Source organism: Chryseobacterium sp. Leaf404 (assembly GCF_001424145.1).
GTDB lineage: Bacteria > Bacteroidota > Bacteroidia > Flavobacteriales > Weeksellaceae > Chryseobacterium.
Genome location: NZ_LMQM01000011.1, coordinates 340,808 through 366,533 on the forward strand (window position 1 = coordinate 340,808; position 25,726 = coordinate 366,533).

At 37.4% G+C, this 25,726-nt stretch carries 30 protein-coding genes; 24 read left to right on the forward strand and 6 right to left on the reverse strand.

What is annotated here, in order from left to right; translation table 11 throughout:
* Positions 1–413: 413 nt before the first annotated feature.
* From ASG31_RS18570 to ASG31_RS11455, 7 genes are all read left to right on the forward strand, one after another.
* Positions 414–584 (forward strand): hypothetical protein, encoded by a 171-nt coding sequence (locus ASG31_RS18570; RefSeq protein ID WP_157844464.1) that lies wholly within the window; start codon positions 414–416, stop codon positions 582–584.
* Positions 574–1,482, forward strand: coding sequence for a tetratricopeptide repeat protein (locus tag ASG31_RS11435; protein ID WP_056032371.1), 909 nt, complete (start codon positions 574–576; stop codon positions 1,480–1,482). Before ASG31_RS18570 ends, ASG31_RS11435 begins: the two co-directional genes overlap by 11 nt.
* 108 nt (positions 1,483–1,590) lie before the next feature.
* Complete coding sequence (locus tag ASG31_RS11440) at positions 1,591–1,851, forward strand: sensor histidine kinase (protein ID WP_410493192.1); 261 nt, start codon at positions 1,591–1,593, stop codon at positions 1,849–1,851.
* A 10-nt stretch (positions 1,852–1,861) separates the two neighbouring features.
* Positions 1,862–2,152: a hypothetical protein gene (locus ASG31_RS18945; RefSeq protein WP_241493139.1), complete on the forward strand. Its 291-nt coding sequence runs from the start codon at positions 1,862–1,864 to the stop codon at positions 2,150–2,152.
* Positions 2,153–2,158: 6 nt separating this feature from the next.
* Positions 2,159–2,524 (forward strand): hypothetical protein, encoded by a 366-nt coding sequence (locus ASG31_RS18950; protein WP_231433748.1) that lies wholly within the window; start codon positions 2,159–2,161, stop codon positions 2,522–2,524.
* 56 nt (positions 2,525–2,580) lie between these two features.
* Positions 2,581–3,279: a DUF1826 domain-containing protein gene (locus ASG31_RS11450; RefSeq protein WP_056032377.1), complete on the forward strand. Its 699-nt coding sequence runs from the start codon at positions 2,581–2,583 to the stop codon at positions 3,277–3,279.
* A gap of 283 nt (positions 3,280–3,562) precedes the next feature.
* Complete coding sequence (locus ASG31_RS11455) at positions 3,563–4,399, forward strand: hypothetical protein (RefSeq protein ID WP_231433747.1); 837 nt, start codon at positions 3,563–3,565, stop codon at positions 4,397–4,399.
* Positions 4,400–4,421: 22 nt separating this feature from the next.
* Here ASG31_RS11455 and ASG31_RS19110 read toward each other — a convergent pair whose 3' ends face one another.
* The 5 genes from ASG31_RS19110 to mnmE all read right to left on the reverse strand — a co-directional run bounded on the left by ASG31_RS19110 (position 4,422) and on the right by mnmE (position 8,667).
* Complete coding sequence (locus ASG31_RS19110; protein ID WP_317038655.1) at positions 4,422–5,171, reverse strand: cation:proton antiporter; 750 nt, start codon at positions 5,169–5,171, stop codon at positions 4,422–4,424.
* Entirely contained in the window at positions 5,137–5,994 is an 858-nt protein-coding gene (locus ASG31_RS19115; protein ID WP_317038656.1) for a cation:proton antiporter, read from the reverse strand. Before ASG31_RS19115 ends, ASG31_RS19110 begins: the two co-directional genes overlap by 35 nt.
* 38 nt (positions 5,995–6,032) lie before the next feature.
* Entirely contained in the window at positions 6,033–6,644 is a 612-nt protein-coding gene (locus ASG31_RS18955) for a bestrophin family ion channel (RefSeq protein WP_231433746.1), read from the reverse strand.
* Between the two features lie 42 nt (positions 6,645–6,686).
* Positions 6,687–6,983: a bestrophin family ion channel gene (locus ASG31_RS18960; protein ID WP_231433745.1), complete on the reverse strand. Its 297-nt coding sequence runs from the start codon at positions 6,981–6,983 to the stop codon at positions 6,687–6,689.
* Positions 6,984–7,200: 217 nt separating this feature from the next.
* Positions 7,201–8,667, reverse strand: coding sequence for a tRNA uridine-5-carboxymethylaminomethyl(34) synthesis GTPase MnmE (gene mnmE / locus ASG31_RS11470; protein WP_056032380.1), 1,467 nt, complete (start codon positions 8,665–8,667; stop codon positions 7,201–7,203).
* 418 nt (positions 8,668–9,085) lie between these two features.
* Between mnmE and ASG31_RS11475 the strand changes: the two genes are divergently transcribed.
* Together ASG31_RS11475 and ASG31_RS11480 are read left to right on the forward strand one after the other, a co-directional pair.
* The gene (locus ASG31_RS11475) at positions 9,086–9,307 is read left to right on the forward strand and encodes a hypothetical protein (protein WP_056032383.1); all 222 of its coding nucleotides are present in this window, start codon (positions 9,086–9,088) and stop codon (positions 9,305–9,307) included.
* Between the two features lie 41 nt (positions 9,308–9,348).
* Positions 9,349–9,765: a hypothetical protein gene (locus ASG31_RS11480; RefSeq protein WP_056032386.1), complete on the forward strand. Its 417-nt coding sequence runs from the start codon at positions 9,349–9,351 to the stop codon at positions 9,763–9,765.
* A gap of 141 nt (positions 9,766–9,906) precedes the next feature.
* On the opposite strand, the gene ASG31_RS11485 is transcribed toward ASG31_RS11480, so the two are convergent.
* On the reverse strand, positions 9,907–11,676 hold the full coding sequence (locus tag ASG31_RS11485) for an aminopeptidase P family protein (RefSeq protein WP_056032390.1): 1,770 nt from the start codon (positions 11,674–11,676) through the stop codon (positions 9,907–9,909).
* 241 nt (positions 11,677–11,917) lie between these two features.
* Here ASG31_RS11485 and ASG31_RS11490 point away from each other — a divergent pair, with 241 nt between their 5' ends.
* The 15 genes from ASG31_RS11490 (at position 11,918) to ASG31_RS11560 (ending at position 25,707) form a co-directional block, all read left to right on the forward strand.
* Complete coding sequence (locus tag ASG31_RS11490; protein ID WP_056032392.1) at positions 11,918–12,355, forward strand: DUF6526 family protein; 438 nt, start codon at positions 11,918–11,920, stop codon at positions 12,353–12,355.
* A gap of 93 nt (positions 12,356–12,448) precedes the next feature.
* Positions 12,449–12,616, forward strand: a complete 168-nt coding sequence (locus ASG31_RS11495) for a hypothetical protein (protein ID WP_056032395.1) — start codon at positions 12,449–12,451, stop codon at positions 12,614–12,616.
* 8 nt (positions 12,617–12,624) lie between these two features.
* Positions 12,625–13,728, forward strand: coding sequence for a DNA topoisomerase IB (locus tag ASG31_RS11500; RefSeq protein WP_056032398.1), 1,104 nt, complete (start codon positions 12,625–12,627; stop codon positions 13,726–13,728).
* Between the two features lie 493 nt (positions 13,729–14,221).
* The gene (pruA, locus tag ASG31_RS11505) at positions 14,222–15,847 is read left to right on the forward strand and encodes an L-glutamate gamma-semialdehyde dehydrogenase (protein WP_056032401.1); all 1,626 of its coding nucleotides are present in this window, start codon (positions 14,222–14,224) and stop codon (positions 15,845–15,847) included.
* A 210-nt stretch (positions 15,848–16,057) separates the two neighbouring features.
* The gene (locus ASG31_RS11510; protein ID WP_056032404.1) at positions 16,058–16,261 is read left to right on the forward strand and encodes a hypothetical protein; all 204 of its coding nucleotides are present in this window, start codon (positions 16,058–16,060) and stop codon (positions 16,259–16,261) included.
* A gap of 115 nt (positions 16,262–16,376) precedes the next feature.
* Positions 16,377–16,631 carry a hypothetical protein gene (locus ASG31_RS11515; protein ID WP_056032408.1) on the forward strand — a complete coding sequence of 85 codons (255 nt, stop codon included), beginning with the start codon at positions 16,377–16,379 and terminating at the stop codon, positions 16,629–16,631.
* A gap of 61 nt (positions 16,632–16,692) precedes the next feature.
* The gene (locus ASG31_RS11520; RefSeq protein WP_056032411.1) at positions 16,693–17,496 is read left to right on the forward strand and encodes a patatin-like phospholipase family protein; all 804 of its coding nucleotides are present in this window, start codon (positions 16,693–16,695) and stop codon (positions 17,494–17,496) included.
* Between the two features lie 148 nt (positions 17,497–17,644).
* Positions 17,645–18,091 carry a type VI secretion system contractile sheath small subunit gene (locus ASG31_RS11525; protein ID WP_056032606.1) on the forward strand — a complete coding sequence of 149 codons (447 nt, stop codon included), beginning with the start codon at positions 17,645–17,647 and terminating at the stop codon, positions 18,089–18,091.
* Positions 18,092–18,110: 19 nt separating this feature from the next.
* Positions 18,111–19,475, forward strand: coding sequence for a DUF5458 family protein (locus ASG31_RS11530; RefSeq protein WP_056032608.1), 1,365 nt, complete (start codon positions 18,111–18,113; stop codon positions 19,473–19,475).
* A gap of 235 nt (positions 19,476–19,710) precedes the next feature.
* Entirely contained in the window at positions 19,711–20,745 is a 1,035-nt protein-coding gene (locus tag ASG31_RS11535; RefSeq protein ID WP_056032414.1) for an A/G-specific adenine glycosylase, read from the forward strand.
* Positions 20,746–20,789: 44 nt separating this feature from the next.
* Entirely contained in the window at positions 20,790–21,347 is a 558-nt protein-coding gene (gldD, locus tag ASG31_RS11540) for a gliding motility lipoprotein GldD (RefSeq protein WP_056032417.1), read from the forward strand.
* Positions 21,348–21,453: 106 nt separating this feature from the next.
* On the forward strand, positions 21,454–22,377 hold the full coding sequence (locus tag ASG31_RS11545; protein ID WP_056032420.1) for a PfkB family carbohydrate kinase: 924 nt from the start codon (positions 21,454–21,456) through the stop codon (positions 22,375–22,377).
* 86 nt (positions 22,378–22,463) lie between these two features.
* Positions 22,464–23,828: a peptidylprolyl isomerase gene (locus ASG31_RS11550; RefSeq protein WP_056032424.1), complete on the forward strand. Its 1,365-nt coding sequence runs from the start codon at positions 22,464–22,466 to the stop codon at positions 23,826–23,828.
* A gap of 104 nt (positions 23,829–23,932) precedes the next feature.
* Positions 23,933–24,877, forward strand: coding sequence for an NAD(P)H-dependent flavin oxidoreductase (locus ASG31_RS11555; protein ID WP_056032427.1), 945 nt, complete (start codon positions 23,933–23,935; stop codon positions 24,875–24,877).
* 80 nt (positions 24,878–24,957) lie between these two features.
* Positions 24,958–25,707: an NUDIX hydrolase gene (locus ASG31_RS11560; protein ID WP_056032431.1), complete on the forward strand. Its 750-nt coding sequence runs from the start codon at positions 24,958–24,960 to the stop codon at positions 25,705–25,707.
* Positions 25,708–25,726: the final 19 nt, after the last annotated feature.

Here is a 25,726-nt window from a genome sequence, read left to right on the forward strand (position 1 = left end):
TCCAACGTAAAAAATTCAACTTTATTCTGATGTTTTGAATACCATGTTTTTCCAAGTGCATTTTCTAAGGTTAAAGTATCATTGCGTTTGATTTAATGCGGGACAACTGCCACCACCTCCTTTTACACAGCCGTAATTTTTTTTGAAGGACAGATTGCACAAATCTGTCCTTTTTCATATATTTTGCAGTCTAAACCACCATCTCTTGAAAAAAAATTGGCCGCTCTCCTTTTACTGATTTTAGCCACTGGCTGTGGCAGGAAAAAACGAATCAGCAGAAATTCCGGAAAGGATAATGAGAGCTATGCAAAAGCCCGTAAATTCAGAGATTCCGGCCAAAAAGATTCTGCATTTATCTATTACAATTCAGCTAAAATAGAATACAAAAAAGATAACGACTCATTAGGTTTCATATGGCTCGAATTCAAACCGATCACGGTGATTACTACGGTGGTATAGAATCTTCCTTAGAAGCAGAAAAGTATTTAAAAGACATCAAAATTACTTCGGTACGGGAAAATATTTCCAGAAATTATAATTCTCTTGCGTTGGCTTCCTCCAGACTGAGTAATTATGAAGATTAAATATTATGAAAAAGCTTTGCCCCACACTGCAAAAGAATATCTCTCTTTCATTTACAACAATATTGGAGATTCTTATAATGAGCGGGGACAGTACAAGAAGGCTATAGGTTTGTTCCAACGGTCTTTTCAGGATTCAGACAGCGCCAATCTGGCTCGCGTAATTACTAATCTGGCTACGGCAGAATTCAGATTCAATCCAGAATATAATCCCGCGAAACAATATCATAAAGCTCTAAAAATCAGAATGAGTTTAAATGATCAGCAGGGATTGAACTCAAGTTATTCTGCTTTATCAAATTATTACAATGAAAAAAATAAAGACTCTGCGTTATTTTATGCCAGAAAAATGCTCGGTGAGGCTGTAAAAATTAAAAACCCAGACGATCAGCTTCAGGCTTTAAGAAAGATAATTAAAATTGATGAAGATCATTCTTGCCAATATACTAAAATATTTATTTCAATAAATGACAGCTTAAACGGCGCAAGATTTAAAGCAAAAAATCAATTCGCACTCATCAAAGCAAACATGGCTGAAGCCGAAGCTGAAAATGCAGAACTGGCGTTGAAGTTCAGTGAAAACAGAAATCAGAAAATCTATGCTCAGTTTGGAATTCTGATACTCATTATCCTGCTTATCATAGGTACAAGCTATTATATCAGAAGAAAAAAAATCCAGCAGCAGGAGAAAGAGCTTGAAGTAAAAAAGACAGAAATAAAATATTCTAAAAAAGTACACGATGTAGTTGCCAACGGGATTTATCAAATCATGACAAAAATAGAAAACCATCAGGAAATCAGCATAAATGAAACTTTGAATGACCTTGAAGACGTTTACAACATATCCAGAAATATCTCCTATGATTCTAATGATGATAAAGATGATGATCTTTTTTACTAAAAAATAAGGAAATTATTTTCTTATTTTAAGAATGATAATACCCAGACTTATCTGGCAGGTAATGATGCTGAACTGTGGCAGAATATAGCGCTGCCCACAAGGTCAGAAATTTATCAGATCCTGCGCGAAATACTGGTTAATATGAAAAAACACAGCCACGCTGACCAGGTAACTGTAAGGTTCATAAAAGAGACAGACAAAATAGAAATTGCGTACAACGACAACGGAATTGGCATTAAAAATAAATTTTTTTTTAAAAATGGTCTCCAAAATGTGGTTTCACGTATTGAAAATCTAAATGGAGATATTATTTTTGACACCGAAACAGAAAAAGGACTGAAAATTAATTTTTCATTTCCCATTTCCTAAAAATTAAATGATGTTTAAAAAAATTTTAATCGCTGAAGACCACGAAGTTATCAATCTCTCTGTTCAGCGCACTGTAAAGGAAATTGAAATACCGCTCGTAGATCACGTTTTCTACTGTGATGATGCCTTGGAAAAGGTAAAAAAGAGCCTGCGTGACAATGAACATTATGATTTAATCATCACCGATCTTTATTACAACGATCACCATCAGCAAAATCTTAAGAACGGTAAAGAAATGATTGCTGCAATCAAAGAAATTCTGCCAGATGTGAAAGTGATTTTCTTTTCCGGAGAACATTAATCCGGGGTGATTGATTCGCTTTTTACCCAATTACAGATAGACGGTTTTGTACGAAAAGGCAGAAACGATGCAAAGGAACTTAAAAAGGCTGTCACAATGGTTTGGGAGGGCCAGAAATACCTATCTCTGGATGTGAAAAATGACCTGAAAGAGCTCAACAGCTATGAATTTACCTCTTATGACATTACACTTATTTCTTTGCTGGCACAAGGTGTTTTTCTAAAAAATATCCCTACTTATCTTCAGAATAACAACATTAAGCTCCACAGTTTGAGCAGTGTAGAAAAAAAACTCACGGGTTTACGGGAAGGCCTGAAAATCAATAATAATGAACAGCTTGTGGCATTTTGTAAAGATTTGGGATTAATCTAAAACGAGATATTTAAAATTAAAATGTTTATTTTTATCGGGATTTAATATTTATTTCAATGAAAATTCCTGATTCTGACCATACCTGTTTTGAAACAGTCTCATCCTTTTCTGAACTGATTGATACTGATTTTCACGGAACGGTAAATGCACTATGCTGGAAAAGGGAACTGAACGGTGATTTCAGGGAAGTAGTTTCTCAACTTCAGCTGGAAGAAAATATTACCGTCATTACGTCTGAAGATCTTTCAAAACTGAAACTTTCTGAATATGGTGAGACAGCGAGAGAAATTATCTTAAATGATCTGCGACTCCTTAAAGATTTCGGAGCATCACCAACGCTGAATTTACTCAAAAATTATGAGCGCGATGATGAATTTGATTTTATTTCAACTGACGTCTATTCCTTTCATGTAGACCGTTCGCCAGTTTTGACCGATACTTTTTTATGCACTTATCACGGTGCCTCCAGCGATATTCTGCCGAATGATCAGGCGGTTCAGAATATTTTAATTCCCGAAATACGTGAGAAGCTGAAAGCATTGCATGAAGGTCCGGAAAATGAATTTGAAACTTTTTTAGAGGAAAATTTCTTTGATTTACATTATCAATCAAAGTCTGATTCCCAGCCCATTACTTTAGGACAGGGAAATCTATGGAGACTTGCAGTAGACCATCCGGAACAGAAGGTTTTGCCAAGCATTCACCGTGCTCCGGTGGAAAATGATGGGGAATACAGACTTTTGCTGATTTGCTGAATTGAGTTGGTCAAAAAACAAATTCGGAATGCAAAAAGATATTTCTAAAACAACTTTGCAGAACCAAAAAATCTACCGTTTTTTATCCTTCTTCGCTGGTCCGTTTCTATATTTTAATTGTGATTTCATACAGTATTTCGGAGTTTTCGAATGAGGATTATTTACTTATAATTCCATGGATTTTCATAGTCATTTGGGTATTATATTATTTTAAATTCAGAAAAATAATTAAACTTAAAAGTGAATAATTTGTTTTAAATTTAATTAAATCTAAAAACAAGCAATGATGAAATTATTAAACTACATCACTTTCATTTTCTGTTTTTTATTGATTGCCTGCAGCAACGATACTACCAAGAAAAATATAAAAATCTCTGATGTACATTCTGAAGAGAAAAAATCGGTTCCATTTACATCAGATGCGAAAACCATTCACGTTTTTGTGGCATTGTGTGACAATAAATATCAGGGGATTGTACCCGTTCCCGAAAACATTGGAAATGGTCAGGATCCCGACAACAATCTGTATTGGGGTTGCGGATTTGGCGTACGAACTTATTTCAAAAAAAGTAAGGAATGGAAATTTATCGAAAGCCGAAAACTAAAATCTGAAAAGCTTGAAAGAATAATTTTTAAACATTCCACCAAAAATTATTATCTCGTTGCCGATGCTTACGATGGTCAGTTCATCAAAAATACAACAGTTGATTTCCTTAAAAGCAGTTCAGGAAACTTAAAAGATACTTTAAAAACCGGAAAAACCGTCATAGGAATTGGTGGAAATGCAAAGCTTTTAGCATACGTTGGCCACGATGGACTGATGGATTTCCAATTAAATGAAACCTTTGAAAACACCGATCAACAGAAGCGTGACGTAATCATTCTGGCCTGCTACAGCAAAAAATATTTCACACCTCATCTTCAGAAAACCAACGTCAATCCTTTGGTTTGGACTACAGGATTAATGAGTCCTGAAGCCTACACTTTGCACGACGCCATTTCCGGCTATCTGAATTCCGAAAGTAATGAGCAAATTCGTTCCCGCGCAGCAAAAGCCTATTCAAAATACCAGAAATGCAGTGACAAAGCCGCTCGAAATCTGTTGGTTACAGGTTGGTAGAATTTATAATTTTAAATAATTTTCAGCCTTTCTTCTTCCAGATCAATTTGGTACAGCTGCTGGCGGATGATGTCTTCATTGATTGCAGGATCCTGATTGAGTTCCGTAAGATATTCCCGCTGGCTTTCCAGGATTTCAGTGAAGATCTGTTTGGTTCGTTGTTCATCCAGCTGTCGTCTGATGCTTTTGCGCGTTCTTCCCACTGGGTGAGAAGTTTTTCTATCATCAGATTTCCCTGATATTTGTTTTCATATTTATCTTTCAGCACCTCGTACACGTGTTTTTTTAAGCCCTGTTTCATTTGAAGTTTAGTAGATTCTTCGTTTTCATCGAGGATTAATTCATCAAAAAATTTCATCCTTTTAATGAAAACCGGAAGCGTTAATCCCTGAACTAAGAGCGTTAATAAAATCACGACAAAGGTGATGAACAAAATTAAATTCCGATGCGGAAATGGCTCTCCATTGCTCAGAGTAACCGGAATTGACAGTGCTGCTGCTAAAGAAACCACTCCTCTCATCCCTGTCCGCCCCAAAAGTATAGGCATGAGGAAGCGCATTTTGTTTGATCTTGCTCTTGGTGCAACACCTGGTCTGAAAATCAAGGTAGCAATGAGTGCGGAATAAGAACTGATCATTCTTGCAGCAATTAAAATTGCAGTAACCAAAACACCATAACCAACAGCAGTGCTGAGTGGAATCCCTTCTGAACGGATGCCGTCTGCAATTTCCGGAAGTTCAAGACCGATAATCAGGAAAACAATCCCATTCAAAATGAACACAAAACTTTCCCCAGACGCTGTATCCACGGATTCTGCTTGCGCTGTTTAAGAAAATCAAACGCTTTGAAGACATGTATAATCCGCCGCACACAACCGCCATTACACCAGAACTGTGAAGCTGCTCGGCGATCCAGTACATAAGATACGGTTCAATCAAAGTTAAAGCTATATGTGAAGGTGCGTCTGTAGGCAAACGTTTATGCGCCTGAACAAAAAGCCACGCAATCACCAAACCAATTGCTGCACCGCCGATAACCATCCACAAAAAACTAAGCGATGCTTCCTGCCAGATAAACTGTCCCGTTCCCACAGCAATTAATGCGAATCTGAAAATAATTAATGAAGATGCGTCATTCAAAAGACTTTCCCCCTCGAGAATTGCTGATGTGGATTTAGGAATTTTCACAAATTTCATGATTGCTCCTGTGCTCACTGCGTCTGGAGGAGAAACAATTCCGCCGAGAAGAAATCCTAAGGCAATCGTGAACCCAGGGATAAAATAGTTGGCAGCCAAAGCGACTGCAAAAGCTGTAAAAAATACAACGAGAAATGCAAAACTGCCAATGATTCTCCACCATTTTTTCATTTCTTTAAATGAAATTGCCCAGGCTGCTTCGAAAAGTAATGGTGGAAGAAAAATAAAGAAAATCATGTCTGGATCTATCTTCACAACAGGCAGACCGGGTATAAAACTGATGGCCAAACCGCCAACAACAAGCAAAATGGGATATGCAATCCTGAGTTTTGTTGCCCACATATTGAGCAGTACGATAACGGCAATCATTGCAAGAAAAAATGGAAGAAGGGTGTGCATAAAATCTATTTGTGTTTTAAAAAAAATATCGAAAAAGTTTACATCAGAACATCATTCACAGGCTCGATTGGTTTTGGCAAATCAGTCTCGCCGAGGATCTGAAGCAAATCAATCTCAATGGTTCTGCAGATAGAAAGCATGGGAATATCTGTACCAAGGCCTTCAAAAGGGTTTTCTGAATAGTCGCCAATAAGTTCCATCACAACATATATCCAGCTAACAACCGTTCCGAATGGAATCATCAGCCAAACACCCGCCTCACCTAATTTTGCAAACTCGGCAACAATACCCAAAGGCAGAAGAAAAATAAAAATACCGTTAAAAATAAAGCTCAGATTGGCATACTGACGCGGCAGAGGAAACTTTTTAATACGTTCAGCCCTGCCCTGATGATCGTAGAAATCGTTCAGAATGTTTTGCATATCAAGCTGTCGTCTCATGTGGAGAATTTCCTGTTCTTCCAGCAATGCCAAATCCTGTGACTGCAGATTGATGATTTGCGTAGCTTTGTTGGCTGCTTTGTCCCACTCTTTTTCGTTTGCAAAGTAATTTTTCTGATGTTTGTCATTCAGATAATCCTGAAACTGCCCTACCCCGAATTGATCTCTCCGCCTGGTGGCAATTCTCGCAAAATGATGAGTGAGACTCACATGCTCCCACTGTGTAGGAACGAGCAGCTGCTCCCGGAAGGTCTAAAGCCATGCGATATGACGGTAAATGAGATTGGTCTTTATTTTTTTGATTTCTTCATCAGAATACTGACCGTTTTTCACATAAGAATTAACCATCACACCCCAGCTCCGGCTGCTGTTGACAATCGCTCCCCAGATTTTCCTGGCTTCCCAGACACGGTCATAACTTTGATTATTTTTAAATCCCACATAAAACGCAACCGCCGTTCCCACCAGTGAAACCGGCAGCCAGGGAATCGAAATCCAGTGCCTTTGTATGCTACAGCCACAATCAGTATATACGCAACCAGCCACCATAGGTGATGACCTGCAAACTCCAAAACTCCTTTTACAGTAAAACTCTTCTTAACTAACATCTGTGTAAAATTTTATTTAAACTCCCGAATATAATGAAAGTTTTTTTTATGATGCAAAAAGAGAAAATTTCACACTACAGCTTCTATAGAGTTTAAAGATGACGAATCTTAAATAAAAATGTAATGTCTGAAAACATTGTGAGGAAAATTGATGGCGGTTACTTTCCGATACAAAACTTAGAAAAAATATTCCCCAACACCTCATCATTGGTAAACTCCCCTGATATCTCCCCCAGATATTCCAAAGCATATCGAAGTTCATACGCCAGAAGTTCTGTTGAGATTTTTCCGGAAATGGCAGCTTCCACCTGCTTCACAGATTCCAGAGATTTCTGTAAAGCTTCATAGTGCCGCTGGTTGGTGATGATGGTACTTTCCTGAGTTTCCAGATTTTGAATGTACTCTGTAAGTTCAGACTTTAACTCTTCAATTCCTGTCTTATTTTTAGCAGAAATTCCTATAATCTGGGAAGTATATTTTGGGAAAAGCTCAGATTTCAGATGCGTATCAAACTCATTTACAGTTTGTTCAGACTGAAGATCAATTTTATTATGAAGAAGTATGATTTTCAAATCATCACGGTAAAATTCTTTGATAAACTCAATCACTTCCTGCGGTGTAGAATCGAATTCATCATATAAGTACAGAAGAATTTTTGCCTTTTCAATTTTTTCCTTTGATTTTTTTACACCAATTTCCTCAATAACGTCGGTCGTTTCACGAATTCCCGCCGTATCAATGAATCGAAAGGCGGTTCCCTCAATGTGCAAGACTTCCTCAATCGTATCACGGGTCGTTCCGGCAATTTCAGAAACAATCGCGCGTTCTTCCTTCAGCAATGCATTCAGCAAAGTAGATTTTCCGGCATTTGGTTTCCCGATGATGGCAACATCCACCCCATTTTTAATCGCATTTCCGTACTGGAAACTGTCAATCAGCGAACGCAATTTTACTTCGGTTCTGTTCAGTGAGGCCGTCAGAGCTGCCCTGTCGGCAAATTCTACATCTTCTTCTGCAAAATCAAGTTCCAGCTCAATCAGTGAAGTAAAATTCAATAAATCAGTTCTCAGAATCGAAATTTCATTCGTAATTCCTCCTTTCAGTTGGTTTAAAGCCACTTTTCGCGAAGCCTCGTTTTCAGAAGCAATCAAATCAGCAATCGATTCGGCCTGGCTCAGATCAATTCTTCCGTTCATAAAAGCACGCATCGTAAATTCGCCTGCTTTCGCCATTCTTGCGCCATTTTTAATCAGAACTTCCAGAATTTTCCTCGCAATATGCGGCGAACCGTGAAAAGAAATCTCCACAGAATCCTCAGCCGTAAAAGTTTTCGGACCTTTGAAAAGAGAAACCATCACTTCGTCAATGATTTCAGGCTGGATGTCAGACGCTGGATGCTGGATGTTTTCCGAAGCATTTTCCGCAGTTTGCAAAGTCCCCCTCGGGGATTTAGGGGATTCCACAATAAACCCGTAATGAACCGTATGCGAATCCACTTTTTCAAGATTTTTACCCTTAAAAACGCTGTTTACAATTTCAAAAGATTTATTTCCCGAAATTCTGATAATTCCGATAGCTCCGATTCCGTTGGCAGTGGCCAGTGCGCAGATAGTGTCCTGATTCATGCTGCAAAATTACGGAATAAACATTTAAAATTTAAGATTCATAATTCAGGTTTTAAAACATCACTTTCAATCAAACTCAACTGCCCACACCCCTCAAACCCTCAAACCCTCCTACTGTAACGAATGTCATCCTGAGCCCGTCGAAGGACTCAAACCCAAACACCCTCCCACATTTTCAGGAGCCGGGAACCTGCTGTCCGCTGTATCTTTTTTGCTTTCAGAAAGGTTTTATAACAACAAAGGATGTATCAGCAAAAAAGGATGCCGCTTCCATCAGGGCTAAGGAATAACGCTTTTTTATAAATATCTCTGTTAATTGAAAAACATTTTTTGTAATTTAGATTACAGAAATACATCTGATATTTTTGAAAAGACTTTACGCTATTGCATTAGACAAAAATTGATAAACGTATATTTCATGGGAATTTTAGCACTCGTTTTAATACTTATCATCATAATAATATTTTTTATATTAAAAATTCCCAAACTTTCAGGTTCAGAGAAAATAGTAATTGTAATATCAGTGTTGCTGCTGTGTGCAATCATTTCAGCGGTGTTTTTTATTACAGGCTTTGAGCGGGGAAGAGAGCTGGAAGAGGAAGAAGAACATTTTACGGCCAAAAAAAATCAGACACGGTAAAAAAAGAAGGCAGCCCACTCACAAAAGTTTCAGAAGAAAAAATGCCATCAGCCATTAATTTTAAGGAAAACAACGCAATTTTATTTGAAATTGAAGGTACTTATCAAGCGAAGAATGAAAAAGACTGCAAGATGAATCTGATTTTATACTACTACAAAAATCAGCTTAAATATAAACTCAAAACCAAAACCCAGGAGTTCTCAAATGATGCTGAAATTGAATTGAATGAGGAAAAAAACGGTTATTACATCACCTTTAAAAATATTGAATGGAGTGAATATCTCGGCGCTCTGGATAATGAAGGCGAACCCATCAGCAAAGATATTGAAGTGCCGGACATGGTTTCCGGTTCTCTGTATAAAGATCAGATAACCCTGCAGAATTACGGCAATTCGATGAACTATTATGTATTATTTGATGATTGTGATGAAAAATATATAGAATTGATCAGGAAGTAAAAATATCCTGCAAAATTCAATGCAGGACATTTATATATGTAAACGGTTAGTTTTGAAACAAGCTTAATAATCTGAAAATATTAAATAAATCTTAATGGTTCAGTCTGAAATTCACTATTAACATTTCACTTTTAACATTTTTTAAATCGGGCTCACCAGTTCTAAAAACCAGTCTTTCACTTCGCCTTCCAGATGTGGCGTCAGTTTTTCTTCACAGGTTTTATGGTAGGCGTTCAGCCAGTTGATTTCATCCTGAGAAAGCAGTTCTTTCACGATATCATTTTTGAAAAACGGACAGAAAGTTAATGTTTCAAACTCGTAAAAAGTTCCGTGAATCGTGGTTTCAGATTCTTTTACGGCAATCAGATTTTCGTGACGGATTCCGTATTCACCTTCCAGATAATATCCCGGTTCGTTAGACACAACCATTCCCACCAAAAGCTCCTGCGGATTCATATCTTTTCTGATATTTTGCGGGCCTTCATGCACGTTCATAAAACTCCCAACACCGTGACCAGTTCCGTGATTGTAATCTTTTGCATGCATCCACAACGGCAGTCTTGCAATCGCATCCAACTGAACACCTCTCGTTCCTTTCGGGAATTTCACCATCGAAAGACGGATCATACCCTGTAAAACCAAAGTAGAATTAATTTTAAATTCCTCAGACACCGCTCCCAAGGCCAAAGTTCGGGTAATGTCCGTCGTTCCTTCCAAATACTGTCCACCGGAATCCACCAAAATACTCGCGTCACTCGTCACTTCTTTACTACCCTCGCTTTTTGCGGAATAATGCATCATCGCACCATTTTCTTTAAACCCGACGATGCTTCCGAAACTTTCACCCACAAAATTTTCACCTGCAGCACGGAAACTTTTCAGTTTTTCACCTATTGAATATTCGTTCATCGTTTCTTTGCCTGCACTGTGTGTTAACCAGTATAGAAATTTCACCATGGCAACACCATCTCTCACCATCACTTTTCTGAAACCTTCCAGCTCAGTCTCGTTCTTCTGAGCTTTCATCAGATTTCCGGGAACAGCCGCCTTCACAAATTCGTTTCCAACTTTCAAAGCTTCAAAAACCGACTGGTTGCTGTTCGGAGAAACTAAAACTCTTTCATTTTTTACAGTTCTCAGATGATTGTAAAACTCTTCGTAAGGCATCATTTTTACCCAAGCCTCATCCATTTGTTTTCTGGCCTCAACTTCCATTTTATCAAGGTCGGTAAAGAGAAATGCATCATTTTTAGTGATAATTACATATCCTAAAAATACAGGATTACTTTCTACATCGCTTCCTCTCAAATTCAGAGTCCAGGCCACATCATCCAAACTTGAAATAACGTGAACAGAAACTTCCTGCTCTTCCATTTTCTGGCGGATCGCAGAGAGTTTATCGTTAACAGACTTTCCTGCTCTCTCAACAGGATGCGTATAAATCGGATTTTTTGATGGCGTACCTCTTTCTTTCCAGACTTCTTTCAATAGAGGAAGATCCACCAAAGTCAAATTTTTCGCACTAAGTTTTTGGTAAAGAAGTTCCCAGTTGGAATGTGAAGTTGCCAAAGCATTTACCGCCACTTTTCCGCCTGCCGGGATTTCAGAAATAATCCAGTCAATATAGTTTGGCGTTCCTTCCATCCCATCTTTGAACAGGTCGATTCCTGAACCAGCGAGTTCGATGGGAGCCTGAGTAAAATATCTTCCGTCCGTCCAGAGTCCCGCCTTACCTTTTGTAACTACCACAAAACCTGCAGAACCAAGAAAACCTGACAGCCAAGCTCTTTCCTGCCATTCTTCAGGCAAATATTCGCTCATGTGAGGGTCAGCAGAATAAACTATAAATGCATCGACATTATTTTTTTGCATTTCTTCACGAAGTGCAGCAACTTTTTCGCTAGAAGTCATCTTTTATCAATTTTAAAAACGTGAAGTTACGGATTTTTGGGATTAAAATGTGGAATTTTGGTACGGGATGCGAGTTTCGGGATGCGTGTTTATACTTGTATCTAACTCCGACCTACCATCTCCCACCTCCACTCTTCCCTCCCTTCTGTACTCTTCCCTCCCTTCTGTACTCTTTCCTCTCCTATCTCCTAAAACCTACCACACAAATTCACTTTGGAAAGATTATTGTAATGTTAAATTTATGAAAACGCAGAATTACCAGAATCACCGAAAATTTTATGCTCCTCATCACTTCATTTATCTCCCTTTAGTAATTTTTTTACAGGGATATGGGGTTTATAAAGTTTTCGGTGATTCTGATAATCATCTTTTATGGATTTTATTTTCCATCATTATATTTCTGATTTTATATTTAGCAGTAATGGTTCGGCAACATTATGCCCTCGGACTTCAAAACAGATTGGTGAGACTGGAATTTAAGCAGAGATATTTTGAAATCTTCAATAAAAGGTCTGATGAAGTGGAAGCAAAATTAAACTTTGGTCAGATTGCAGCTCTGAGATTCGCTTATGACGATGAATTTAAAATTCTTTTAGATAAAGCACTACAGGAAAGGATTTCAGGCGACGAAATTAAAAAATCTGTAAAAAACTGGAGAGCAGATGAGCAGAGGATTTGATTCTCCCACACGCTCCGAAATTTGAGATTTGAGATTTCAAACATTTAATAATATTCACCCAACAATACTATAAACATCAAAAATTAAATTATTATGAAAAAGCTAAGTTTATTATTCATGTCAATGTTCAGCTTGATGCTTTTAACAAGCTGCGAAGCTGTAGAAACGATTTTTAAAGCAGGAATGTGGTGGGGAATCATCGTTGTCGTAGGAATTTTGGGAATTATCTTATGGTTATTCTCAAGGGGTAAAAACTCATAGTTGATCGTATGGAAAATTCAGATCTTGAAATTATTTCACATTTAAAACCTTCCAAGATCATCAAAATCATGAAAGATCCGGTGGCTTCTGCAAAGGCTGTAAATTTAATTTACACTTCCGATGCAGAGGCCTCCGGCATTATCCGGCGGAAGAGAGGGAAGAAATTTCAGTATTTCAAAGGCGATGAAAGAGTAAAAGACAAAGAAGAAATTAAACGAATCAACAGTTTGGTGATTCCGCCGGCATGGGAAAATGTGTGGATTTGTGCTTTAGACAACGGTCATCTTCAGGCAACAGGTTTTGATGTGAAAAACAGAAAACAGTACCGGTATCATCCACTTTGGAGTGCACTTAGAAACCACACGAAATTTTACAGAATGCTTCAGTTTGGATATGCCCTGTCAGAAATCCGTCTACAGCTAGAGAAAGATTTGGCCTTAAGAAATTTCGACAAAAGAAAAGTTTTAGCTTTGATTGTCAGCTTAATGCAACGCACTAATATCCGTATCGGAAATAACATTTATGAAAAACTTTACGGTTCTTTTGGACTGACTACTTTAAAGGAAAAACACGTAAAAGTGGAAGGTCAGAAAATCAATTTTTCATTCAAAGGAAAAAAGGGCGTGATGCACAATGTCAATCTTAAAAGTAAAAGGCTGGCAAAACTCATTATGAAATGTAAGGAAATACCGGGTAAAGAACTTTTTCAATACATTGATGCTGAAGGGAACACGCATTCTGTAGATTCAGGAATGGTGAATGATTATATTAAAGAATTGAGCGGCGAAGATTTTACGGCGAAAGATTTCAGAACCTGGTCCGGAACTGTAAATGCTCTGATCGCTTTCAAAGAAATAGGCTATGCTGAAAACAATACTCAATATAAAAAGAAAGTGAAAGCTGCCTTGGATATTGTTGCTGAACACTTAGGCAATACGAGCACGGTTTGCAGAAAATATTACGTACATCCTTTAGTCATCAATCTTTACGAAAATAATACGATTAAAAAATATCTGGATGAGCTTGAAATGATAGAAGAAAATGATGGAAAAGCTGGTTTGACACACGAGGAAAAATTAGTTTTGAAAATTCTGGAAACGGAGAAGATGTGAACAGGTGAATTGTGGATGTTTAATTCGCTTCGTTTGTCAATTTTTTTAATTTTAAACATTTAAGAAAAATTGAACCATTAAGATTTTTTAGTTTATAAGATTTCTTAAGATTCAGATAAATCTGAATCAAGCGATCCGCTCAATTATGTATGCGGATATTTTCCTAAACCAATATAAAATTTCAATATTTCAATGATTAAATTTCGCAGAGATGCTTTCAGCATGATAAAACGACGTGAAATTTAGAATTGCAATATCATCAACTCTAGTTAGAACAAATGGTGTAGATAGCTTAATAAAATCTTCAGATATTTCTTAAACCAACTTAAAAACTTCAAGACCTTAATGGTTTAAAATTCACTATTCACTCGCAAAGCAAAATTCACAATTGCCCTTCTTATTTGCAAAGCAAAATTCACTATTCACATTTTTTCATCATAAATTTTAAAAGTTGTAAATTTGTAAAACAGCAAAATAAAACAATACAACTTATATGTCAAAAGCAATTTCGCAAGTACCATTTGCAGTAAATGAGCCGGTAACTTCTTACGAACCGGGATCAAAGGAAGTAAAATCTCTTCTTGCAACGTACAAAAAAATGTGGGCAGAAAAGACAGAAATCCCAATGGTCATCAACGGAAAAGAAGTGAAAACAGGCGATACTGTTCATCTTCAGTCTCCTCAGGATCACAAACATGATTTCGGTTTTTATCATAAGGGGACGATGCAGCATGTGGATGATGCCATCAACTCTGCTTTAGCAGCAAAACAGGCGTGGAATGACCTGGGATGGGAGCACCGTGCAGCCATTTTCTTAAAGGCAGCTGATCTTTTGGCAGGGCCTTACAGAGATGTAATCAATGCTGCAACCATGATTGGGCAGTCTAAAAATGTTCATCAGACTGAAATTGACGCAGCTTGTGAATTCATCGACTTCTTAAGATTCAATGTAGAATTTATGACTGAAATGTATTCTGAACAACCGATTTCTGACGCAGGAATCTGGAACAGAGTAGAATACAGACCATTGGAAGGATTCTGTTTTGCAGTTACACCTTTCAACTTTACAGCGATTTCCGGAAACTTACCTACATGTATGGCAATGCTTGGAAACGTGGTGGTTTGGAAGCCTTCAGACAAGCAGATCTATTCTGCAAAAGTGATCATGGATGTTTTAATCGAGGCCGGGCTTCCTGCAGGAGTGATCAACATGATTTTTACAGACGGTAAAGAAACTGCTGAAAAAGTGATGGCTCACAGAGATTTTGCCGGACTTCACTTTACAGGTTCTACCAAGGTTTTCCAGGGAATGTGGAAAATGATTGGTGACAATATTCACAATTACAGAACGTACCCAAGAATTGTGGGAGAAACCGGCGGAAAAGATTTCGTAATCGCTCACCCTTCTGCAAACGTAGAAGCTGTTGCTACAGGTTTGGTAAGAGGTTCTTTCGAATATCAGGGACAGAAATGTTCTGCTGCTTCAAGAGCTTATATTCCTAAATCTCTTTGGCCAGATGTGAAAAAAGTAATGGAAACTCAGATCGCTTCAATTAAAGTAGGTTCGCCAGAAGATCCGTCAAACTTTGTGAATGCGGTAATCGATAAAAATTCTTTCGAAAAATGTAAAGGATATATTGATAGAGCGAATGCTTCAAGTGTTGCAAACGTTGTAATAGGTGGAAAAACTGATGATTCTAAAGGTTGGTTTGTATATCCTACAGTTATTGAAACTACAGATTCTCAGTACGAAAGCATGGTAGAAGAAATCTTCGGCCCGATTTTGTCTGTTTTCGTTTACGAAGATGAAGATTGGGCAGAAACTTTAAAAGTGGTAGATTCTTCGTCTCCTTATTCATTAACAGGTTCAGTTTTCGCACAAGACAGATATGCGGTAAATGAAGCTTTCAAAGCACTGGAAAATGCATCTGGAAACTTCTATATCAACGACAAACCAACTGGTGCAGTTGTGGGTCAACAGCCTTTTGGTGGAGGAAGAGCTTCAGGAACCAACGATAAGGCAGGTTCTAAAATGAACTTACTTAGATGGACTTCCGTGAGATCAATAAAAGAAACTTTTGTTTCTCCTAAAGATTATAAATACCCTTATCTGGGATAAGTAATGAATAATGGGCAATGAGTAATTGTTCCTTTTAAATGTAAGCCTCGAAATTCTGGTTTTGAGGCTTTCATTTTGAATAAATTTAAAAATCATTAATGACTGAAGGTAATATTAACAAACTTTAATGTTCTTTATCTTATTTTAAGATTTATTTCTAGTCAATTGGAATAATAATTGACATAAAACTATTACACCAAACAAAATATTATGAAAAAGTTAATAATCGCATCAATCTTTGGATTTACAGTCACAGCTTGTGGAACTAAAGAAACTTCTACCAGCGGAACAGAAAGAGATTCTACTACAGTAGACAACACGCAGAGTATGTCTCCATCTACAATGGACAGTACAATGCAGTCCGCACCAGCTGATACTGCGGTAATGAAAACAGACTCAGCTTCAGTAAAGTAAATTTTATTCAAAAACCTAATCCTCAAATATTGTTTTGAGGATTTTTTTTGCGCTTTTACCAGATTATTTTACTGAAATTAGTTTATATTTGATTAATCAATCCAAATAATTTAAAATGAAAAATACAATCCTGAGTACTTTAACCCTACTCGCATTAGCAACAAGCTGTGCAGACAAAAAAGAAAACAGAGAAGAATTTAAAGAAAATCACAACAAAGATTCTCTCAGAAACACATCGGGAGATAATGCTGTGAATAATTCCGAGCCTGTGAATTCTGCTGATTCTTCCAGATATAAAACAGACACAGCTCAAACTCCTACTAATTACAAAGACCTTCCGGTAAATAAGCAAGGCGGGGGAAGCCGTTAGTTTTATTAAAATTTAACACTGAAATTAATTCTCTTACAGCAGATATTCATAATTTTATATCATGAATTCAGAAAAGACAGGATTAGTGCTGTCCGGCGGCGGAACCAAAGGAATTGCTCATGCAGGAGTTATAAAATTTTTGAATGAAAAGAATATTAAAGTTGACATTCTTTCATGCTGCAGTGCAGGCTCAATCGTAGGCTGTCTCTACGCAATAGGAAAATCTCCTGAAGAAATTTTAGACTTTTTTAATTCTGTCTATTTTTTCAACTGGAAGCATTTTGCGTTTAATCAACCTGGGTTGGTATCTTCAGGAATCTTCAGAAACTATCTGAAACCTATTTTTAGTGACCTAAAAATAGGAGATTTAGAGAAAAAAGTAAAAATTGTTGCCACAGAACTGGTTTCTGGAACACAAAAAATTTTTGATGATGATTTTGAAATCGTAGATGCCATCATCGCCTCCTGCTCTATTCCGGGAATTACCACGCCATATATTATTGGCGGTGAAATGTATTGTGACGGTGGGGTTTTAAACAATTTTCCGGCAGATATCATCCGGAATGAATGTGAGCATCTGATTGGCGTTTTTGTCTCACCACCCCATAATATGGAAATTAATGATCTCAAAACTATAAAAGCAATTGTATCAAGATCTTACGACCTTTTGTCATATCGGGTTGAAAAAATTAAATTTGATTATTGTGATTGGCTGATTACGTCTCAGGATTTCTCCAGCTACGGTACTTTTGAAAGAAAAAAAAACCGTCTGGAAGAGCTTTTCAACATTGGATACAAGTCTGCGGAAAACAGCTATGATCAGGTTTCGGATATTAAACAAAATCCAGCAGACAGCACATTTTAATATATATCTGACTGTAAAAGACTAAAATAGCAAAGAAAAAACCGGGTTATATTTTGTATGTTCAGGTTTTTTCATAAATTTAAACTGTGGATTGGCAATTGATTTGCTGATTTCACCCAAAACCAAAAATCTCAAAATAAATAATAATATGGCAATGTTTAATTATGGCGTTGGCGGAAACGAAGTGAAAGTTGATGCCAATGAAGCAATCGCACAGATTCAGGAAAACAAATCTTTAATCGTGAGCCAGCTTACCACAGACGAATCTTACACCCCGGAAATCGTAACCGGACTTAAAACGGTAGAAGATGTTTTCAGGCACTTCCAGCCTTCCGTTGAAGTGCAGCACGAAGATGCAGAAGGCAATTCTGTTGAAGAAGAATTCCGCTTTAAAAATCTCGCAGACTTTACCCCGAAAAATCTTGTTAACAACTCAGAATATCTTCAGAAACTGAGCATGGAGCAGGATCAGTACAACAAAATTGTACGTCAGCTGAAAACCAACAAAATCCTCAGAAATATGCTTGAAAACGAACAGTCAAGAGCAGCATTTTTAGAAGTTTTGAAAAATGTAGCTCAGGAACTTGAAAAATAAAAAAACACCGCAAAATATTATGGAAAACAAACTTCAGACATCCGAAAATCCGCAAGAACAGAAGCAGTTTCAGGATAAAAGACCGTCGTCTGCCAATCCGTTGGAAGAGCTGAACAGAATTGGAGGCTTTGGCTTTATAGAATCTGTTGTGGATGGCATTGCCAATATGAATCCTACGAGAAAAGCGAGAAAAGAAATATTCTTAAATGATTCTAATAAATCTGATGAAAGGAAAGAACTTCTTCAGAAAATAAATCTTTGGGTAGAGCTTCTGGAAGGAAGCGAAAACGCCGAAAAAATGGCCGAAACCTGTAAAAACAAAGCCCAAAGTGCTGAGAACAATTTAAAAATTAATCTTAAAAACGCCTTAGATTCTGTTCGTCAGTTGGAAACTTCATACCGCACAGTCGCTCAGTTTTATAAAAATACTGAGCTCGATAAAGTAGACAATGTAAGCATCGTCAACGCAAGTCTTGATCAGGTTTCAGATCTTGATAATCCTGTATTTATTGATGCGATTGCAGATGAGTTTAAACAGTATTATGATCGTCTGGATCTTAGGGACAACTACTCTATTCTGGCCATTCCGGGATATTTGGGTTCAAATAAAGTTGTAGAAAAATGGGCTAAGATATGTAATGAAAATAAGGTAATGATGGTTACCGATTTTGCCAATCTTGACAAACCGGATGATGTGGTAGATCTTTTCCACTCTGCAAATCTTACAGGTGGTGAACTTCACAGAAGTAACGTCATTATGACCTGCAACTGGCTTGTAGGAAGAGGTAGAGCTGAAGAAGTGGGCGAAGAAGAAAATGTGGAACTGCCACCATCCACTTCACTGGCAGGAAAAATTCACAAAACTTTGATGTCTCAGGTGGCTGCCGGTAAAAAACACGGTAACATTAACGAAGTAGATGCTGTAAAATTTGATTTAAAGAAAAGTGAAATTTCTCAGCTTGAAAAGATGGGTCTTGTGCCAATGGTTAACGAGTATGGAAAAATCATGGCGTTCTCAGCAAAAACATTGTTTACAGGCGATAACATCGGTCTTCAGACCTATTCTGTAGTTCGTGTTTTTGATTATGTAACCAAAGTTTTACTCGATTTCTTAAACAGAAGAGCTTTCGAAAACTGGAATGCAAGAAACGAAGATGATCTGAGAAGACAAATCGTGAGCTTCCTTGACGGAATCAAAGGAGCAGATAAACTTATCGAAAAATTCAAAATCGTAAGATTTGAGCAGGATAAAGTGAATAAAGACAGAGTTTGGTTAGACATCAGGCTTACTCCTTATTTTCCTACAAAAAGTTTTGTTATCAAACTTGACGGTCACAAAGGCGATGACGGAAACGAGTGGGATGCAGAATATATTCAGGATTAATTTAATTATAATAAATCATAAAAACAGACTGTCATTTTTGGCGGTCTGTTTTGTTTTGATCTAATTCAATATGTGAAAAAATTGATTGCTAGCTAAAGTAAGAGAAACTTTGAATTTTTTGTATATTTTGCAAGCTTTTGAAATTTCTTACTGTAATTAATTCTTTTGTCGCTTCAGCGGTTTCAAAACATTTCATATTTAAGTATCTTTGCACTTTACTATTGAGATTCTTTACTTGAAACCAAAAAAAAACTCCACAGACTTTCTACACATCGGAAACAAAATCCAGAACTGGTACACCCAAAATGCCCGAGATTTACCTTTCCGAAATACAAAAGATCCCTATAAAATATGGATTTGTGAAATTGTGTTTCAGCAAACCAGAATTGCTCAGGGTTTGGGACATTATAACAGGTTTATTGAAAGATTTCCGGATATAGAAACTTTGGCGGAAGCCGATGAAAACGAAGTAATTCTTTATTGGAAAGGTTTGGGATATTACTCCAGAGCCATCAATATTCATAAAGCTTCAAAGCAGATTATGACGGAGTTTTCGGGGAAATTCCCGTCTGATTATGATGATATTTTAACGTTAAAAGGAGTGGGAAAATACACGGCTGCTGCTGTTTCGAGTATTTGTTTCGGGGAAAGAAGACCTGCCGTTGATGGAAATTTCTACAGAGTTTTAAGCAGAATATTTGCTGATGATTTCGATGTTTCTCAAACAAATGCATTTCCCTATTTTTCTGAATTGGCTTTTTTAATTATGCCCGAAAACGCTGGCGATTTTAATCAGGCGATGATGGATTTGGGTTCGGAAATCTGTAAACCGAAAAACCCAGATTGTGGCGATTGTCCTGTAAAAGATGATTGTCTTGCTTCTGCACTCGGGAAAGTCTCAGAATTTCCTCAAAAGACAAAAAAAGTGAAAGTTGAAAATCTTTCATTGAAATATTATTTTGTTCACAGAGACGGAAAATTTATCATTCAGCAACGTGGCGACGGCTTTATCTGGAAAAAACTGTATGAATTTTTACCTGAAATATCATCAGAACTGATTCCGTTTATAAAAAATTTTAAAATAATCAGTCATAAACTTACGCACAGGAATCTCAGCATCGAAATTTGTGATACTGAAATAACTTCTGAAACCGTTTGGAATGAATTGATTTCCGATAAAAATTTCATTATTTCCGACTTTAAAGATTCTCAAAATAGATCATTTCCCAAACCGTTGGAAAATTATATTCAAAACACATTGAAAGACTGAAATTTGTCTCTTAAAATCTAAAATCTAATTTGTATTTTTGCCGGATGATAAAAAAAGTCAGTTTTATTTGTGCATCTGTTGTACTTATTTCATGTGGAAAGGAGACAACACCGAAACCTTTTGGTGAATTAAGATTAGAATATCCAGCACCAAAATATCAGAAGATGGATAAAAACTGTAATTACAGCTTTGAATATTCAGGTTTCGCCAATCTCAGTGACGCAAAACGTCCCTGCTGGTATTACCTTAATTACCCGAAAATGAAGGCAAAGGTTTTTATATCATACTACCCTATTCAGAATAATTTTGACGATCAGGTAGCTGAAGCCGAGAAAATGGTTTACAGACATACCGTAAAAGCAAGTTCTATCGATACAAAATCATTCGAATATCCTGAAAGAAAAGTCTACGGAAATTTTTACGAACTGAAAGGCCAGACTGCCGCCAACATCCAGTTCTATGCAACAGACAGTACAAAACATTTTGTAACGGCTTATCTCTATTTCAACTCAAGACCGAAACCGGATTCTTTAGCGCCTGCTGTAGATTACATCAAGAAAGACCTGATGCACATTTTGGACACTTTTGAGTGGAAAAAATAAAAATAAATAATAAACATATCAATATGAAACCGCTTTTAACTTTTTATAAGAAAAAAATTAAATAAAAATCTGCGGAAACATATAAAAAGAAAATAAACATAAAAATATGAAACTTTTAGTAGTAGGAAGTGTAGCATTTGATGCAATTGAAACCCCATTTGGTAAAACAGATAAAATTTTAGGTGGCGCAGCTACTTACATCGCAATAACTTCATCAATTTTAGGTGTAAAATCAGGAATTGTTTCTGTGGTGGGAGGAGATTTCCCACAGGAATATCTTGATATGTTCAGCAAAAGAGACGTTAATCTTGAAGGCCTGGAAATCGTGAAAGACGGAAAGACATTCTTCTGGTCTGGGAAATATCACAATGATTTGAATTCTAGAGATACTTTGGCTACCGAAGTGAATGTTCTGGAAAACTTTGATCCGAAAATTCCAGATTCTATGCAGGATGCAGAGGTTTTATTGCTTGGAAACCTTCACCCCGGCGTTCAGCTTTCGGTTTTGGAGAAGATGAAAAACCGTCCGAAACTTACAATTCTGGACACGATGAACTTCTGGATGGATACAGCGATGGATACTCTGAAACTGATGATTGCCAAAACAGACGTGATCAGTATTAATGATGAAGAGGCAAGACAGCTTTCAGGCGAATATTCTCTGGTAAAAGCAGCGAAGAAAATTCACGAGATGGGACCCAAATACGTAATCATCAAAAAAGGGGAACACGGAGCAATTTTATTTGGTGAAGGAAAAATCTTCGCCATCCCGGCACTTCCACTGGAGGAAGTTTTTGATCCAACAGGAGCCGGTGATACTTTTGCAGGTGGTTTTGCTGCTTACATTGCTAAAAAAGGTACATTTGATTTCGATACAATGAAGGCTGCCCTGATCGTAGGTTCTGCGATGGCATCTTTCACGGTAGAAAAATTCGGAACGGAAAGAATTGAAGAAGTAGAAGAAACTGACGTTTATTTGAGAATAAAACAGTTCAAAGAATTAACTACTTTCGAAATCGATCTTGCTTAATCATTGGTTTTAAGAAATATTTATAATAAAAAATTTAGTACGTTTCATTAAGAATTCTAAATTTGCAACTTGTTTAATAGTAAAAAATGATAAATAAATTTAAAATTGCTTTTCTTTTAGGTATTTTCGCGATGCTTTTCTCGGTAAACACCTCAGCTCAGCTAAAGAAAGGTCAATTGGTAGATGGGATTGCTGCGGTAATTGGCGATGAGATCATCCTTGAATCTGATGTTGAAGAACAGCTTAATTACGCAAAACAGCAAGGTGCGGCAGAAACCAACAAATGCGAATTTCTTGAAAACCTTCTCAACAATAAACTACTTGTAGTTCAGGCAAAAAAAGATACGCTTATTGAGAACCGTTCTGCAGCCATTAAGGAGCAGGCAAATGCAAAGTACAACCAGCTTATTTCTCAGTTTCCGGACGAGAAAACAATGCTTGCAGCTTACAAATTCCGTAATCAGTATGAGATGAAAAATGCCATCGAAAAAATTGATACCGATCAATATTACGGACAGGCAAAATATCAGAGAATTACTGAAAAAGCAGACGTTACTCCTAATGAAGTAACAGATTTTTACAATCAGTTTAAAACTCAGCTTCCGCAGATTAAAGACGAAGTTTCTCTTTCTCAGATTTTTATGTATCCAAAATTAACGGAAAAACATAAAGACGAATTAATTGCAAGACTGAAAAAAATAAAAGCAGACATCCAGGGTGGTGAATCTTTCGAAAGCCAGGCAAGAATTTATTCTGAAGACAAAGGTTCCGCTGCTACGGGAGGTTTGATGAAAAACGTTTTCAAAGGTCAGATGGTAAAGCCTTTCGAGGCTGCAGCACTGAATCTTCAGGAAGGCGAAATTTCTGATCCTGTAGAGTCTGAATTTGGTTATCACATTATTCAGCTGGTGAAAAAATCAGGTAAAGCTTACGATGCGCGTCATATCCTTTTAATGGCAACACCAAATGAGGAAGAGATTGCTTCTGCAAAGGTAAAATTAGACAGCATCCGAGGTTTGATTCAGTCTGGAAAAATTACTTTCAAAGAGGCAGCCTTCAAGTTTTCTGATGATAAAAGAACAAAATTCAATGCAGGAGTAATTCCTGGTGCGGACGGTTCCAACAAAATCGAAAGAGAAGGTATCCCGGGAACCATAACGTACGAATTGGCAGGTCTGAAAAAAGGAGATATCACAACAGCATTTGATGATAAGGACGAAAGAGACAGAGTTGTGGTAAAAATTGTAAAAATTGAAGATGACATCGCTGCTCACCAGATTACTTTGGAAACAGACTACGACAGAATTAAGCAACTGGCTTTAAACAGACGCCGAAATGAAATGGTAGAGAAATATGTGAACGAAAAAATCCCTACTACATTTGTATCAATCGACGGACGTTACAACTGCGAATTTAAAAGCAACTGGAAGAAAGCTTCCATTTCTAAATAAATCTTTAAACCTTCTTAAATGAAGGTTTTTTTATGCCATAAAGATTAGTTTTAGTATTTTTATCAGGTTTGTACAGTAACATTGATTTCATTTAAAAATAAAATATGCAGGCAGAGCAAAACAGAATCACGCAACTTTTTAATATTCAATATCCTGTCATTCAGGCTGGGATGATTTGGCATTCCGGCTGGAGGCTTGCTTCCGCAGTATCCAACTCCGGTGGTTTGGGACTGATAGGTTCCGCAAGTATGTATCCCGATGTTTTGCGGGAGAATATCCAGAAATGTAAGCAAGCTACAGATAAACCTTTCGGAGTGAATGTTGCCCTGCTCTATCCTAATTTAGATGAAATTATTCAGATTATTTTAGAAGAAAAAGTAGAAATTGTTTTCACCTCAGCAGGGAATCCCAAACTTTATACAGAAATACTTCAGAAAGAAGGCATAAAAGTCGCTCATGTGGTTTCATCTACCAAATTTGCTGTAAAATGCGAAGAGGCAGGGGTGGACGCCATCGTAGCAGAAGGCTTTGAGGCAGGCGGTCATAACGGACGGGACGAGACCACCACACTGTGTCTTATTCCCAATGTTAAAAAACATATTTCGAAGCCTCTAATCGCTGCCGGCGGAATTGCCTTAGGCTCCCAAATGAAAGCTGCGATGATCTTAGGCGCAGACGGGGTGCAGATTGGCTCCAGATTCGCAGCGACGGTGGAAGCCAGCGCCCACGACAACTGGAAAAATAAAATCACGGAGCTTAAAGAAGGCGATACGCATCTCACACTGAAAGAGCTTGCTCCGGTACGTTTGGTTAAAAATAAATTCTTTAATGAACTGGAGGAAATATATAACCAGGGGCGGAACAAAGAAGCTTTGAATGCAACTCTGGGCAGAGCGCGCGCAAAACTTGGGATGTTTGAAGGAAATTTGGACGATGGAGAGCTGGAAATTGGTCAGGTTTCGGCGCTCATTGATGATGTGCTGCCGGTAGAGGATGTAATGATAAATCTCATCAAAGAGTTTAATGATTGCCGGGTACCACATTTATAAGTGCTTTTGAGTTATATTTTATTTAAAAAAAAATTCGATATTAGCAGAATATAATTTTTAGCCAAATTTTCTCAAGTCAAATGGATTCTAAACAGCAATTTTTAAATATATCTGATGAAGCGAAAGAGATATATCTTTCACATATTTCTGCAGATCCCGTAATTTTCGGGTTTGAAAATAACGAGCTCAAAGTTCTTCTCGTGAAAATGAATTACCGCAACAAATGGCTTCTGCCGGGAGGTTACATAAGAAAAGATGAAGATTTGGACGATGCAGTGCAGAGAATTATACAGGAGAGATCTGGTCTTTCTGACGTCTATCTGCAGGAATTCGGGATTTTTGGTAAAAAAAGCCGCAGTGAAGAATATTTTGAAGATTTTGATGATACGCTTTTTCACAAACAGCGCTTTATCTCTGTAGGATATCTGGCTCTCTACAACCCGTCAAGCAGTGATCTGGTGAAAGATGAGCTCAGCCAGTCATGCGAATGGGTCTATCTAAGCCAGCTGAATGATTTTGACCTGGCAATGGATCACCGTGAGATTATTGAGAAAGCACTGCTTGCCCTGAGAGAAAAAATTGCAATCAGACCAATAGGTTACAACCTGCTTCCGGAAAAATTTACTCTGTCTGAAATTCAGAAACTTTATGAAACTATTTTGGGTAAAGAATTAAACAGAGGGAATTTTTACCGCAAGATAAAAAACTTAGGCATCCTCAAAAAGCTGGATGAGCAGAGACGCGGAGGCGCTCACAAGTCTCCCGATCTCTATACCTTTGACGAAGAAAACTACAGAAAAGCCTTAGAAAACGGACTTACCAACTGGTAATCTGATTTTTCAGTCTGCA